The sequence below is a fragment of the Pseudomonas sp. NBRC 111130 genome, assembly GCF_001320485.1.
Classification (GTDB): domain Bacteria; phylum Pseudomonadota; class Gammaproteobacteria; order Pseudomonadales; family Pseudomonadaceae; genus Aquipseudomonas; species Aquipseudomonas vlassakiae.
Genome location: NZ_BCBG01000104.1, coordinates 55,275 through 68,789, shown reverse-complemented (window position 1 = coordinate 68,789; position 13,515 = coordinate 55,275). Strand labels below are relative to the sequence as shown.

13 protein-coding genes and 2 pseudogenes are annotated in these 13,515 nt (G+C 64.7%); 4 read left to right on the top strand and 11 right to left on the bottom strand.

All coding sequences use genetic code 11. The annotated features are described in order from the left end of the window. Nucleotides 1-164: 164 nt before the first annotated feature. Nucleotides 165-518: a hypothetical protein gene (locus tag APH33_RS24830; protein WP_054887686.1), complete on the bottom strand. Its 354-nt coding sequence runs from the start codon at nt 516-518 to the stop codon at nt 165-167. Between the two features lie 118 nt (nt 519-636). Between APH33_RS24830 and APH33_RS24825 the strand changes: the two genes are divergently transcribed. Both APH33_RS24825 and APH33_RS24820 read left to right on the top strand, forming a co-directional pair. Beyond that, nucleotides 637-1,536, top strand: a complete 900-nt coding sequence (locus APH33_RS24825; protein ID WP_054887685.1) for a LysR family transcriptional regulator — start codon at nt 637-639, stop codon at nt 1,534-1,536. Nucleotides 1,537-1,649: 113 nt separating this feature from the next. Next, nucleotides 1,650-2,849, top strand: a complete 1,200-nt coding sequence (locus APH33_RS24820; RefSeq protein ID WP_054887684.1) for an MFS transporter — start codon at nt 1,650-1,652, stop codon at nt 2,847-2,849. Between the two features lie 3 nt (nt 2,850-2,852). On the opposite strand, the gene APH33_RS24815 is transcribed toward APH33_RS24820, so the two are convergent. From APH33_RS24815 to APH33_RS24795, 5 genes and pseudogenes are all read right to left on the bottom strand, one after another. Continuing rightward, nucleotides 2,853-3,464, bottom strand: coding sequence for a LysE family translocator (locus APH33_RS24815; RefSeq protein ID WP_054887683.1), 612 nt, complete (start codon nt 3,462-3,464; stop codon nt 2,853-2,855). A 48-nt stretch (nt 3,465-3,512) separates the two neighbouring features. Further along, complete coding sequence (locus tag APH33_RS24810) at nt 3,513-4,364, bottom strand: CAP domain-containing protein (RefSeq protein ID WP_054887682.1); 852 nt, start codon at nt 4,362-4,364, stop codon at nt 3,513-3,515. A gap of 165 nt (nt 4,365-4,529) precedes the next feature. Then, complete coding sequence (locus APH33_RS24805; RefSeq protein ID WP_054887681.1) at nt 4,530-5,141, bottom strand: cell wall hydrolase; 612 nt, start codon at nt 5,139-5,141, stop codon at nt 4,530-4,532. Between the two features lie 48 nt (nt 5,142-5,189). Next, nucleotides 5,190-6,107: an AEC family transporter gene (locus APH33_RS24800; RefSeq protein ID WP_054887680.1), complete on the bottom strand. Its 918-nt coding sequence runs from the start codon at nt 6,105-6,107 to the stop codon at nt 5,190-5,192. A gap of 99 nt (nt 6,108-6,206) precedes the next feature. Further along, nucleotides 6,207-7,070: pseudogene (locus APH33_RS24795) on the bottom strand (LysR family transcriptional regulator). Between the two features lie 127 nt (nt 7,071-7,197). Here APH33_RS24795 and sodC point away from each other — a divergent pair. After that, the gene (gene sodC / locus APH33_RS24790) at nt 7,198-7,713 is read left to right on the top strand and encodes a superoxide dismutase family protein (protein WP_054887679.1); all 516 of its coding nucleotides are present in this window, start codon (nt 7,198-7,200) and stop codon (nt 7,711-7,713) included. Nucleotides 7,714-7,725: 12 nt separating this feature from the next. Here the strand turns inward: sodC and APH33_RS24785 are convergent, their stop codons facing one another. The 4 genes from APH33_RS24785 to APH33_RS24770 form a co-directional block, all read right to left on the bottom strand. Beyond that, nucleotides 7,726-8,325: an START domain-containing protein gene (locus APH33_RS24785; RefSeq protein WP_054887678.1), complete on the bottom strand. Its 600-nt coding sequence runs from the start codon at nt 8,323-8,325 to the stop codon at nt 7,726-7,728. A gap of 88 nt (nt 8,326-8,413) precedes the next feature. Further along, nucleotides 8,414-9,250 (bottom strand): bifunctional allantoicase/(S)-ureidoglycine aminohydrolase, encoded by an 837-nt coding sequence (locus APH33_RS24780; protein WP_027918838.1) that lies wholly within the window; start codon nt 9,248-9,250, stop codon nt 8,414-8,416. A gap of 132 nt (nt 9,251-9,382) precedes the next feature. Then, a complete protein-coding gene (locus APH33_RS24775) occupies nt 9,383-10,747 on the bottom strand; it encodes an LLM class flavin-dependent oxidoreductase (protein WP_054887677.1) in 1,365 nt (454 codons plus the stop codon). 16 nt (nt 10,748-10,763) lie between these two features. Beyond that, a complete protein-coding gene (locus APH33_RS24770; RefSeq protein WP_054887676.1) occupies nt 10,764-11,735 on the bottom strand; it encodes an aliphatic sulfonate ABC transporter substrate-binding protein in 972 nt (323 codons plus the stop codon). Nucleotides 11,736-11,926: 191 nt separating this feature from the next. Here APH33_RS24770 and APH33_RS24765 point away from each other — a divergent pair, with 191 nt between their 5' ends. Further along, nucleotides 11,927-12,805, top strand: a complete 879-nt coding sequence (locus APH33_RS24765) for a hypothetical protein (protein ID WP_054887675.1) — start codon at nt 11,927-11,929, stop codon at nt 12,803-12,805. Between the two features lie 39 nt (nt 12,806-12,844). On the opposite strand, the pseudogene APH33_RS24760 reads toward APH33_RS24765, so the two are convergent. Then, nucleotides 12,845-13,507: pseudogene (locus tag APH33_RS24760) on the bottom strand (class I SAM-dependent methyltransferase). Between the last annotated feature and the right edge of the window lie 8 nt (nt 13,508-13,515).

Sequence of the window (13,515 nt, the reverse complement as noted above, 5' to 3'; positions counted from 1 at the left end):
TAACAAGTTAGTACATAATTTAATGAGGCTGATTGTCGCAGGGGCAAACTTGCAAAGGTGTGGCTAAAAGTGTAGATCACGCGTTGAAAATTGCAGTAAACGTGGCGTTTAACCCGCCTGTAAATTTTCGAGGGCTGGACGTTTGCAACAGGCGATGGGGTATCTCAATGAGGTGGCCATGGCGTGTCGATACCATGAAACACGGCAAGCCAGACGGTCGGTTGCCCTCGGGCAGTCCATTCCACCCGATGCCGGCAATGCGCCGGAATGTCCAGGCAATCACCCGGCAGCAGCAAGCGGGAGTAGTTCTCGCACTCAAAGCGCAGCCCGGCTCTGCCGGTCAACAGCAGGATCCATTCGCTTTCGGCCTGGTCGTACCAGAAGCCGTGCGGGCTGGCCTGGCCGCAGGAGACGATGCGCTCGATGCGCAGCCCAGGGCGTTGCAGCAGTTCATCGACCCGCTCGGCTGCGGCAGGGTCGCAATGGGGCAGGGCATTGAGCAGGTTGGCAATGGGCATGGGATGTTCTCGCACTGACGGAGGTGTTTCCACTATGGACCTGATCGCTCTGTTGTGCGCTTCTTGACCCGCCTTGCCGATTGTAGGAGTGTTCCGAAATTCGAAAACTGGAGTAGCTATGGACAAGCTCCTGGCGATGAAGATGTTTACCGCAACAGTGGATGCCCAGGGCTTTTCTGCGGCTGCGCGCAGGCTCGGCGTCGCTACTTCGTCGGTGACGCGTCTGGTCGATGCTCTGGAGTCGGAGCTCGGCACGACCTTGCTCAACCGCTCCACACGCCAGGTCAGCCTGACCGAAGCGGGTGCACGTTACTACGCAAGGGCGAGGGACATCTTCGACGCGCTGGATGAGGCCGACGCCAGCGTCGCCGACCGAGGCGATGAGCCGGTCGGTGTGCTGCGCCTGTGCCTGCCGGTCGAGTTCGGCCGACGCGTGATCGCACCGCACCTTGGGCCATTCCTCGCCCGTCACCCGTCGCTGGAGCTGGACATCGACATGAGCGACCGGCTCGATGACCTGCTCGACGGCCGCTACGATCTGTCCATTCGCCTCGGCGACCCGTCGCCAAACGGCGAGCTGGTGTGCCGGCAACTTGGCCGCTTTCAGCGCTGGCTGGTGGCAAGCCCCGACTACCTGGCCAGGCGTGACGCGTTGCTGCACCCCGAGCAACTGCTGCAGCAGGCCTGCCTGCGTTTCCGCTACGGGCAGAAGGCGCGCGCCTGGCGCCTGCAGCGCGCCGACGAGGTGCTGGAACTGGAAGTGAGCGGGCCGCTGCGCAGTGCCAACGCCGACCTGTTGCGCGAAGCGGCGCTGGCTGGCAGCGGCATTGCCTTGCTGGCCGACTGGCTGGTGCGCGAGGACGTCGCTGCCGGGCGCCTGCAGCGGCTGTTTGCGGACTGGCAGGCGAGCCCCGGCACGGCCAACGACAGCATCAATGCCCTGTACTTGCCCAACCACCGCGGCTCACGGCGGGTCAACGCATTCATCGGCTTTTGCGAAGGCCTGCTCAAGCCCTGACCCCTACCGTTGCGCCTGGCGCAAAGCCTCGTTGCGCCGGGGCTGGATTCTCTCGCAGGCAAGCGCTCGGTAAGGTGCCTGGCATATTCCAACCCGATGCCGAGGTACCTCGCATGAATCCCTCCCTTGCTGCTGCCCAGCCAGCCCATGCCGGCCTGAGCCGTGCCCTGGTCGCGCTGCTGGCGTTCTGCTGCGGCGCAATCGTCGCCAATATCTATTACGCACAGCCCATCGTTGGGCTGATCGCCCCGGACCTGGGCCTGTCTACCGAGCGCGCCAGCCTGATCGTGTCGTTGACCCAACTGGGCTACGCGCTGGGCCTTTTGTTGCTGGTGCCACTGGCCGACCTGGTGGAAAACCGCCGGTTGATGATCACCACTGCCGTGCTGGCCTGCGTCAGCCTGTTGCTGGCAGGGACCAGCAGCAGCGGGCAGGGGCAACTGTTCCTGATGTATGCCTTGCTGATCGGTTTCAGTTCGGTGGCTGTGCAGATGCTCATTCCGTTGGCCGCTCACCTTGCGCCTGAGCAAGAGCGCGGGCGGGTGGTCGGCAACATCATGGGTGGCCTGCTGCTGGGCATTTTGCTGGCACGGCCGTTGTCGAGCCTGGTCGCCGACCATTTTGGCTGGCGCACGGTGTTCATCGGCGCCGCTGGCCTGATGTTGGCAATCATCCTGTTGTTGGCGTTGACCCTGCCGCGCCGGGTACCTGAGCACAAGGCCAGTTATGCCGGGCTGATGTTGTCGCTGGTCGCCCTGTTGCGCCAATACCCGGTGCTGCGTCAGCGCTCGCTGTATCAGGCGTTGATGTTTGCGGCGTTCAGCCTCTACTGGACCGCAGTACCGTTGGCCCTGGCCAGTGAGCATGGCCTGTCCCAAAGCCAGATCGCGTTGTTCGCCCTGGTTGGCGCGGTCGGCGCCATCGCAGCACCGATGGCTGGGCGCCTGGCCGACGCTGGCCATGCCCGTGCCGGTTCGTTGCTGGCCCTGGTGCTGGCGCCCCTGGCGCTGATGCTGGGCTTGACCACACCCGGCTACAGCGTGATCGGCCTGGGGCTGACCGGGGTGCTGCTGGATTTTGCCGTGCAGATGAACATGGTCATCGGCCAGCGTGAGGTCTATGCCCTGGACCCGGCCAGCCGCGGGCGGCTGAATGCGCTGTACATGACCAGCATCTTCCTGGGCGGGGCAGTGGGTTCGGCGGTGGCCAGCGCGGTGTTTGCCCAGTACGGCTGGCACGGTGTGGCGCTGGTGGGCGCCGCGTTGCCCGGCTTGGCTCTGCTGGTCTTCCTGCTGGTTTCGCGGCGCGCTTGAGCACTACCGGCCCAGCGGCAAGGCGACGCCAATCAGGGCGAACAGGCTCGCGCAACAGCGATTGAACCCCTTGCCGCCCTTGGCCAGCCACGGCCGGATACGAAAGGCCAGGCGCGCCAGCACGTATTCGACCACGCATTCCACGCTGGCAAAGGTCGCCGCCATGATCACGAACTGCAGCAACAACCCACGCTGGGGCTCGATGAACTGCGGCAAGAAAGCGCCGTAGAACAACAGGACCTTGGGGTTGGCAAGCGCCGACAGCAGGCCTTGGCGGAACATCCCCGGGTTGCTCAGGCGTGCAGTGCGCTCGGTCACCTCCAGCTGCAAGCCAGGGCTGCGCCACAGCTGGATGCCCAGCCACACCAGATAGGCGCCACCGACCCACTTGAGCACGATCAGTACCGAGGCTGACGTCTGCAGCAGCGCAGTCAACCCGAACATCGCCAGGGCAATCAGCGCACTGAAGCCGAACACCCCGCCAACGATGGTGAACAGCGTCCGGCGCGCACCATACAGTGCGCCGTGGGTCAGGGCCAGCAGGCTGTTCGGGCCGGGCGTCAGCGACAGGCCGATGCTCGCCAGCAGGTAGAGGAGCCAGGTATCCAACGCCATGGTGTGCGCCTCAGCTGTTCACGTGTGTGTTCTGGACCTGAGTCGCGCTCATTGCGGCGTGCCGAACAGGCCGGTCCAGTAGATGCCGGCATCGCTCTTCGGGTCTACCGCATAGGCCGCGCCCATTTCGCGGAAGTCCGGGTTCATCAAAGTGGCGCAGTGGCCAGGGCTGTCGAGCCAGCCATCCACCACCTTCTGCGCGGTGTCGCGCCCGGCGGCAATGTCTTCGCCGATCTGCCGGTACAGGTAGCCGGCCAGCTCCGCCCGGTCACCGGGCGTGCGCCCGTCCTTGTCGATATGGTCGAAGAAATTCTGGTTGGCCATGGCCCGCGTGTGGCTGGCAGCCACGCCTGCCAGCGCCGTGCTCCAGCTCAGCGCAGGCGCTGCAGCGAACGGCTGGCCACCGCATTGTCGGGGTGCCTTGCGTGCGGCATTGATGGCCTGCAGCACCTTTTGCCCCTCGGCTTGCCAATCGCCCAGGCGCCCGCTGAGCAAGGGCCGGGCGAGCACGATACGCCAGTCGCGACCTTCCTGGCTGACGCCGATATCGACAAACTGCGGGTCGAGCACGACCTGGCAGAAGCTCTCTTCGATGGCGTGCATGGCCGCACGGGCATCGCGTGGGCCGGACAGGCTGATGGCCTGGACATTGACCATGGGGTAGGCGGCGCGGCTCATGGCCTGTTGCAGGTCGCGAGTGCCTTCCGGCGACAGTGCCAGACGGGTATCGCTGTTGAGCGGCGGCAGCTCCACCGACACCTCGTCACCGCAGCGCTGGGCCTGGCTGCGGTAGGCATTGATCGATTCGATCAGCTGCGCCTCTTCGCCGGTGGCGGCCATGGCCCCGGTCGACATGATCAGGCCCAGCGACAAGGCGGCAACGGATGACAGGACGCGCATGTGGATCTCCCTGTGGCTGGCAGCGTCTTGGTATGCGCTGCTCATCCTACACAAGCGCGAGGCTTTTGGCCCGGTCTCGTGCAAAGCAAAGAAAACGCCAGCAAAGACTTGCGGGCGGCAAAAGAGGGAGTAGACCGGATAACGCCAGAAAAGTGCGATTGCGTGTCAGCGGGCCAGCGCCTGGTTCGGTTTGTAGAACAGGAAGTGCCGGGTTTCGGTCGTCTTGCGATAGGCCTTGGCCCAGTCCGGGTGCACATTGCGGTCATGAAAATACAGCGCGCCTCCCGTCGAGTCCTTGAGCTGCTGGTTCAGGGCCTTGCGCGCAATCTCCTTGGCCACATCGTAGCGCTGCGCTTCCTCGACCTGGTCGGAACGCCCGTCACACCACCAGGAAAATTGGCAGGACTTGGTCTCCACGCCTTGCTTGACCACGCCGCAGATGGTGTCGGGAAACCCTTCTTGGCCCAAGCGGTTGAGCACCACGCTGGCCACTGCGCTCATGTCCTGGGCGTCGGCGCCCTTGGCTTCCCAGTAGAGGGTGCGGGCCAGGCAGGTGATGCTGTCGTCCAGCGGCGCCTGGCCTGCCGGGTCCACTGCCTGCACCTCGGCAGGGGTGATGGTTTCTGTCTTTTTGGGGGGCGGGGCATCATCCACCACCTTTTTCTCCAGCTTCTCTGCCTTGTCTTCGGCCACGGCGGCCTTGGCACTTTCCTCGGCATGCAAAGGGCTGGCGAGCAGGGGCAAAGTCAGGCAGATCACTGTCCAGTAGAGGCGCATGGTCGCGTATCCGAAGTGTGGGCTGATTCACAGTCTAGCCAAGCGGCTTCACTTCAGCGCCAGCATGAGCACCAATGGCAAGGTGACTGCGGCCAGCACGGTCTGCAAGGCGATGATGGTGGCCATCAGCGGTGCGTTGCCGCCCATCTGCCGCGCCATCACGTAAGACGACGAGGCTGTCGGCAAGGCCTGGAACAGCACGGCCACCACCGCCGCCTGGCCACCCAGCCCCAGCAGGCGGCACAGGCCCCAGGTGGTCAGCGGCATGACCAGGAACTTGAAGGCCGATGCTGCCAGCAGTGGCCGCGCCTGCTGGCCCAGGCTGGCACCACCCAGTGCCGCCCCCACGCACAGCAGGCCCAGGGGCAGGGCGGCCTGGCCCAGCGCCTTGACGGTGGGTTCCAGGCCCGCCGGCAGTCCCAGGCCGGTGACCCGCAGCAACAGGCCGCCGGCGCAGCCGACGATCAAAGGGTTGGCAAAGATGGCCCGCAACACCGTCGCCGGGGAGCTGTGGCGTGCGCTGAATCGGGCGAACACCAGCACGCAAAGCAGATTGACCAGGGGTACGATGGCGGCGTTGGCCACCGCCGCCAGGGCAATCCCGGCGCTGCCATAGAGGCCGGCGGCGAGGGTGGCACCGATGTAGTTGTTGAAGCGCACGCCGCCCTGGAACACCGAGGTGAAGTCAGCGCCCTCGTGGTTGACCGCACCTTGGTAGAGCACCAGCAGCGCGGCCCCCAGCAGGGTCGAAAGCATCAGTACGCCGACCATGCCCAGCACCGGCACGCCATCGAGATTGGCCGTGGCCAGGCCATGCAGGAACAATGACGGCAGCAGCACGAAATAGCTCAGGCGTTCAGCGCCCGGCCAGAACGACTCGCCAAGAAAGCCGCGGATACGCAGGAAGGTGCCCAGGGCAATCAGCAAAATGATGGGCACCAGGGTGGTCAGCAGCAGGTGGAGCATGGGGGGATGTCCGTGGTCGGGTACGAGCAAAGGTTAGCGTGGTCGATCGATTGGGAAAAACGTTGATTTCTGCAGTGACCGTTGAGAAAAACTGTACGTTCAGGCGTCCATGGCAGCCTTCAACACGGCAGTCAGGTGCCGCCGCTGACTCTTCTGGTGTTCCAGCAACACCACCCGTCGCACCAGCTGCGGCTCGCCAAAGGGCAGGCAGGTGGCCGCCGGCAAGCGTTGCAGGTCGTCATCGGCCATGGGAATGATCGCCACCCCCAGCCCCATCACCGCCATGCGCGCCAGTGCCTCCTGACTGTCCAGTTCCATTTGTTCGCTGACCTGCAAATGCTGGCGGCGAAGCTCCTGCTCGATCTGCCGCCCGGCCCAGGCACGCTTGTCGAAGCGCAGGAACGGCTGGCTGGCCAACAGCTGTGGCAGGCTCTGGCCGGCCAGGTCGGGGCTGGCGATCGCCCAGAAACGGTCTTCGAACAGGGGCGTGAAAACCAGGCTCTGCGGGTAGGGGCTGACCGGTTCCGTGGTGATCGCTGCATCCAGCTCGCCGTCTTCGACCCGCCGTGCAAGTTCCGCCGACATCCCTGAGTTGACGCTGATGTGCAGTTCCGGGTGGTGCGCCTTGATCCAGACCAGGGCCTTGGGCAGGCGTCGCGCCAGGACCGTGTGGATCGCCCCCAGGCGCAGCCGGCCACGCAGGCTTGGGCCGCTGGCCAAGGTGTCGGCCAGTTCGTCGTAGGCGCCGAGGATGTGTTCGGCCCGGGCAACGGCCAGTTGCCCGGCCTCGGTCAATACCACCTAGCGGCGGCTGCGGTCGAACAGTGCGACCTTGAGTTCGTCCTCGAGGGTCTTGATGTGCAGGCTCACGGCCGAAGGGGTGAGGCTGAGCAGGTCGGCGGCACGGGCGAAGGTGCCGTGGCGGGCGATGGCAACCAGGGTGCGCAAGGCTTTGAGGGACACGCGAACGGGCTCCGGGCGGCTAGGGAAGTGTTTCAGTCTGTGGCTGAACGGAATGGCTGGCAAGCTGCGCAGTCCCACTCGTGACGCGGGAAAGAAACCCGCCTGACCCCAACCATGGAGAAAGTACATGAAAGCAGTCATCTTCACCGCCTTGCTGGCCTCGGCCGGTCTCGCCCAGGCCGCGCAAACGGTGGAATTGAAGCTGGCCGGGACGGATGGCCCGGGCAAGTCGGTCGGGACCATCAGCATCGAGCAGAACCAGTACGGCACCGTGCTCACCCCGGATCTCAAGGACCTGCCGCCGGGTGTACACGGTTTCCACCTGCATCAGAAGGGTTCATGCGCAGCGGCAGAGGAAAACGGCAAAGCGGTGCCAGCGGGTGCGGCAGGCGGGCACTGGGACCCTGACGCCACCAACGCCCACAAGGGTCCCTATGACGACAGCGGCCACCGGGGTGACCTGCCGGCGCTGTATGTCGGTGCCGACGGCAAGGCCACCTACCCGGTGTTGGCGCCACGCCTGAAAGCCGCAGATTTCAAAGGTCATGCGTTGATGGTGCATGCAGGTGGCGATAACCACAGCGACCATCCCGAGAAGCTGGGCGGTGGCGGTGCCCGCGTGGCCTGCGGGGTGGTTCAGTAAGCCAGGAGCCGCTCAGGGCTGGCGTTCGGCTACCGCACGCAATGTACGCAGCGTCACCACCGGAGCGTCTACCACAAACCGGTTGGCCAACCAGCCCGGTACGTCCCCGGCCGGGTCTGCCTGCAACTGGTAGGTCACCTCGGTTTCCCGTTCGCCAAGCGGCTTCATGATCCATTCGCCCGACAGGTGCTGCACGCGAATCAACCCCGGCTCTTCTGGCAGGCGGTTCGGTTCGGCGCTCAGGTGGCGCACCAGCGCGCCGTCATCCAGGCGTTCGGTGCGGACCTTGAGTATGATGTCGCGCGGCAGGGTCGGCCATGGCAGGTTGGTGGTCAGGTAGACCCAGGTCGTGTCGCCTTCCACCTGCAGCAGGCGCATCTGCTCGCAGGCATACAGCCACTTGCAGGCCACCCGCAGGTTTTCCTGAAGGTCGGTGAGCGTGCGTACACTGGCTTTCATGGTACTGACGCCGCGAAACTGCTGGTAGGGCGAATCAGCTGCCGCGGCGAGGTAAACGCGGATACCTTCGCGGTCGTAGGCGATCTTCCAGTCGTCAGCCGCCAGGCTGGCAATGGAGACAAGCAGCAGGGCAAGCATCAGGCAGCGGTTCATGGCGTGTACCGCGCTAGGGCAGGGCTAGTCAGTATGCGCGGCAAACAGAAAGCCCGCCAGGTGGCGGGCTTTCGGCATCAGCCTGAACTCAACGCTGTGGGTTGAGGGTCAGGTGCACGTGACGGTTGACGTCCTTGTACAGCAGGTAGCTGAACTTGCCTGGGCCGCCGGCGTAGCAGGCCTGCGGGCAGAAGGCGCGCAGCCACATGAAGTCACCGGCTTCCACTTCGACCCAGTCCTGGTTCAGGCGGTATACCGCCTTGCCTTCCAGTACGTACAGGCCGTGCTCCATGACGTGGGTTTCAGCGAACGGGATCACCCCGCCAGGCTGGAAGGTGACGATGTTGACGTGCATGTCGTGGCGCATGTCGGCCATGTCGACGAAGCGGGTGGTGACCCAGCGGCCTTCGGTACCCGGCATTTCGATGACGGTGGCGTTGTCGCGGTGGGTGACGAACGACTCCGGCACGGCCAGGCCTTCGACTTTCTGGTAGTGCTTGCGCAGCCAGTGGAAGGTGACGTTGGCCTTGCTGTTGTTGCGCAGGCTCCACTCGGCGCCAGGGGCGAGGAACGCATAGCCGCCTGGGGTCAGGGTGTGGTGCTTGCCTTCGACGGTGATGTCCAGCTCGCCTTCGACGATGAACACCACGGCTTCGGCGTTCGGGTCCAGCTCAGGGCGCTCGCTGCCGCCTTCCGGGGCTACTTCGACGATGTACTGCGAGAAGGTTTCGGCGAAACCGGTCAGCGGGCGGGCGATGACCCACATGCGCATCTTGTCCCAGAACGGCAGGTGGCTGGTGACGATGTCACGCATCACGCCTTTAGGGATGACGGCATAGGCTTCGGTGAACATGGCACGGTCAGTCAGCAGCTCGGTCTGAGCTGGGTGCCCACCGTGGGGGGCGAAGTAGGAGTGGTTCGACATGAGCAGTCTCGACTTGTTGTTCTCTCCCCGTGCCTTGGACCACACCGGCCGGTGCGTGCAGGGGATGTGCGGACAGCATAGGGGGCAGCCCGCATCATCCACAAATTAAATGTTGAAATACTCGACATTCAGTTACTGAATGCGAGCCTGACGCCCGGCGTGCCCATCGGGCAGCCGGTCGCCGTGGCCGAACAACTTGTGGCGCAAGGTGCCGTCGGTGTAGTTCAGCGGGTAGCGGCCACGACGCTGCAGCTCCGGCACCAGCAGATCGACGACATTGGCCAGGTCGTCCGGTTGCACGGCGTAGGTGAGGTTGAAACCGTCGATGCCGGTCTGGTCGAGCCAGTGTTCCAGCTGGTCGGCAATTTCGCCGGGCGAACCGACCAGTACCGGGCCACGCCCGCCCAGGCCGACGAATTCGGCGGCTTCGCGCACGCTCCAGCGGCGGTTCGGGTCGGCGGCGGTGAACGCCGCCAGGGCCGCACGGCCAGCATCGTTTTCAACGTATTCGATGGGCGCATCCGGGTCTAGGCCGGCGAAATCGATGCCGGTCCAGCCCGAAAGCAGGGCAAGGGCGGCGTCCAGGTCGACGTAGCGGCGGTATTCGGCAAAGCGCGCCTGGGCCTCTTGCGAGGTCGGCGCGACGATCAGCAGCGCCTGGGCATAGATCAGCACCTCGTCCCGCCCACGCCCGGCCACCTCGCTGGCCTGGCGGATGCCGTCGGCGTAGCGGCGCAGCACGGCGGGCGTCGGGCCGCTGATGAACACGCACTCGGCATGCCGGGCGGCGAATTGCTGGCCACGCGCCGAGGCGCCGGCCTGGAACAATACCGGGGTGCGCTGGGGCGAAGGCTGGCACAGGTGCATGCCGGGCACCTGGAAGTGTTCGCCAGCGTGGTTGATGGCGTGCACCTTCGACGGTTCGATGTAGCGTCCGGCTTCGCGATCCTGTTTTACGGCATCGTCTTCCCAGCTTTTCTCCCAGAGTTTGTACAGCACCTCCAGGTACTCCTCGGCCAGATCGTAGCGCTGGTCATGGCCCAGCTGCCGGGCCAGGCCCAGATTGCGCGCAGCGCTGTCGAGGTAGCCGGTGACGATGTTCCAGCCGACCCGGCCATTGCTCAAATGGTCGAGCGTGGACATACGCCGGGCAAAGGGATAAGGGTGTTCATACGTCAGCGAAAAGGTGACGCCGAACCCCAGGTGCTCGGTGACCCCGGCCATGGCCGGCACCAGCAACAGCGGGTCGTTGACCGGCACTTGCACGCCACCGCGCAGGGCGGCTTGCGGGCCACCCTGGTAGACGTCGTAGATGCCCAGAACGTCAGCGATGAACAGCGCATCGAACAACCCGCGCTCCAGCAGGCGCGCGAGGTCGGTCCAGTAGTCCAGGCGGTTGAACGCCACGCTGGTGTTGCGCGGGTGACGCCACAGCCCCGGGGACTGGTGGCTGGCGGCGTTCATGCTGAAAGCGTTGAAGCGGATGTGGCGGGGCATTGCCTTCACTCCCTGGTCACGGCAATACGGAAGCCGGGTAGATCGCATCGGCCACCTGCAGCTTGTGCGGGATCAGGCCCAGACCCTGGAAGGTATCGGCCAGTTTCTGCTGCTCGGCGATGATCTGCGGGGTGATGGCCACGGCGTTATAGTTGCGCCGCTCGCTGGCCACCTCCAGCACATTGGCGCTGATGCCCAATTGCGGTGCCAGCAGTGCGGCCACTTCGGCGGGCTTGGCGTTGGCCCACTGGCTGACCTTGCCCAGCTCGCTGAAGAAGGTTTTCAGCAGCGCGCGGTGCTGGTCGGCGAAGGTGGCGGTAGACAGATAGAAGGTGCGGTTGTTGGTCAGGCCGCTGCCGTCGCGCAGGTTTTTCAGGCCTGGCTGGCTTTCGGCCGCAGCGAGGAAAGGGTCCCACAGGGTAACGGCTTGCACGCTGCCCGATTGCAGGGCGGCGACGGCATCGGCGGCGTTGTTGACATAGGCTGGGGTGATGTCCTGATAGCTCAGGCCGGCCTGTTCCAGGGCCACCGCCAGCAGGTATTGGGCGTTCCAGCCGCGGCCGGTGGCCACGCGCTTGCCTTTGAGGTCCTGCACTGCGGTGAGATGATCCTGTTCTCGCACCACCAGGCCGATGCCACGCGGGTAGGGTTGTTCGGCGGCCAGGTAGACCACCGGCTTGCCGGCAGCCTGGGCGAATACCGATGGCGCGTCGGCCGCGTGGCCCAAGTCGATGGCGCCGGTGCTCAGCGCTTCGAGCAGTTGCGGGCCGGCGGCGAATTCGTGCCAGCTGACCTTCACGCCTTGGGGGGCCAGGGCCTTTTCCAACGCGCCGCTGCCTTTGAGGATGTTGATGCTGTTGAATTTCTGATAACCGATACGCAGGGTCTTGGCGTCTTCGGCGAAGGCGCTGGACCACGGCAGCAGGCTGCTGGCCACAGTCGCCAGGAGGCCGCCGACGAGCAGGCGGCGCAAGGGGGAGAAAGGCATGGTCGACGCTCCTTGAGCAGGGTGGGAAACGGTGTACCCAGCCTAAGGAGGACGCGTTTGGCTTTCAATTTTTTAATTCCATTTGGTTAGATTTTTTTGTTCTTTTTATATCCTTTTGTGATTGCCTGGTCGTTGACGAAATTTTCACATCCTCTTGCTAGGATTCGGGCCCAACAAAAGGAGCCCCGTTCATGCCCATCCTGCGTCGGCGCAGCACCCGCATTGCCCTGACTGTATCTACCGGCCTGGTGGCTGCCACTTTGGGTTTTTTCGCCTGGCAGTCGTTCTACCCGGTGCAGGCCGCCAGTGGCTGGCGGGTCGAGGTGCTGCATCGTGACGTGGCCAAGGCCGCTTCGCTGCTGCCCCAGGCCGACGGCAGCCTGCTGGTCAGCCGCGAGCTGGATGACGGCAAAGGCAGCATTCTGAAGATCAGCGCCAGCGGCGATCGGGTCGTGCTGATCGACAACCTGTCCAAACCCGACGGCATGGTCGCGGCACAGGAGGGTTGGGTATTCAGCCAGGAAGGTGGCCACGCGCCTGTCAGCCTGTCCCGCGATGGCCAGGTCACCCGCCTGTTCGACGGCGACAGTGTGCAGGGGCTATGGAACGACGGCGATCACCTGTATGCCATCGAAGACCGCAAGGGCAATGGGCGCCTGATGCGTTATGAGTGGGCCAGCGGCCAGCTTGACGTCCTGCGCTCGGGGCTGACCGAAACCGAGGGCCTGACCCGTTGCGCCGACGGCCGCCTGCTGTACACCGAGAAGGGCACCGGCATCGTTCGTGCAGTGTCCGAGGACGGTAGGGACCCGGTGGTGGTAGAGGGCCTGCGCCATCCGACCTTCCTGATGTGCGATCAGCGCGGCCTGTGGATCAGCGAAGACAATACCCACCGCGCACGTTTGTTGCGGGTGGACGCTGATGGCACCCAGCACGTGGTGCTGACCTTCCTCAAGGCGCCGCAGTCGATCATCGCCGATGGCAAGGGTGGCTACCTGCTCGCCGAAGGCGGGCGTGATCGCATACTGAAGCTGAGCCCGTCCGTGGACCAGGCCACAGCCCAGCGTTAACCGGGGGACGCGCCCCTAGAGTAAAAGCGTGGGATCGGGCTACTCGGCAATCATCAGCAATGACTGCGGCAGCGGGCTCTGCGGATGCTGCGGCTCCTGCAGGCTCAGCAAGCGGAACCCGGCCATGTCCAGGGCATTCAGCCAGCTGGCCAGGGTCCGGAAGTACCACGGCATCGGCTGCCAGTCCCCGGCAAACCCGGCAAAAGACTCCTCGCGCCAGCCGTCCTGATAGTCCCCGTCTGCCACGCTCCAAGGGTGCAAGGTCTGGATCACCAGCACGCCACCGGGCGCCAGCCGTGCTTTCATCGCCGCCAGCAAGGGGATGATGTCTTGTTGCAACAGAGCGAAATTGGCACAGATCAGCGTATAGCCACGGCCGATATCCACTTCACCTGCGGCGAGCTGCGCATAGCTGGCCTAGTGTACGGGCGTCGAGCCTGAGGCCCGCGCCGCCTCGACCAACACGATGTCGCCATCTACGCCAGTCACTTCTATGCCGCGATCAGCCAGCGCCCGCAGCAACCAGCCTTCGCCGCAGCCCAGGTCCAGCACACGCTCAGGCTGGCGGCCGAGGATCGCCAGCAAAATTGCCTGGTCGGTGACCTGCCGGCGGCTCTCGATGAGGCCGCCACGCACCGCATCTATCCACGCCTGGGCGTTGTGCTGCCAACTGTGCAGCAGGGCGTCTTCGGGGTTGGGCATGTCGCTGA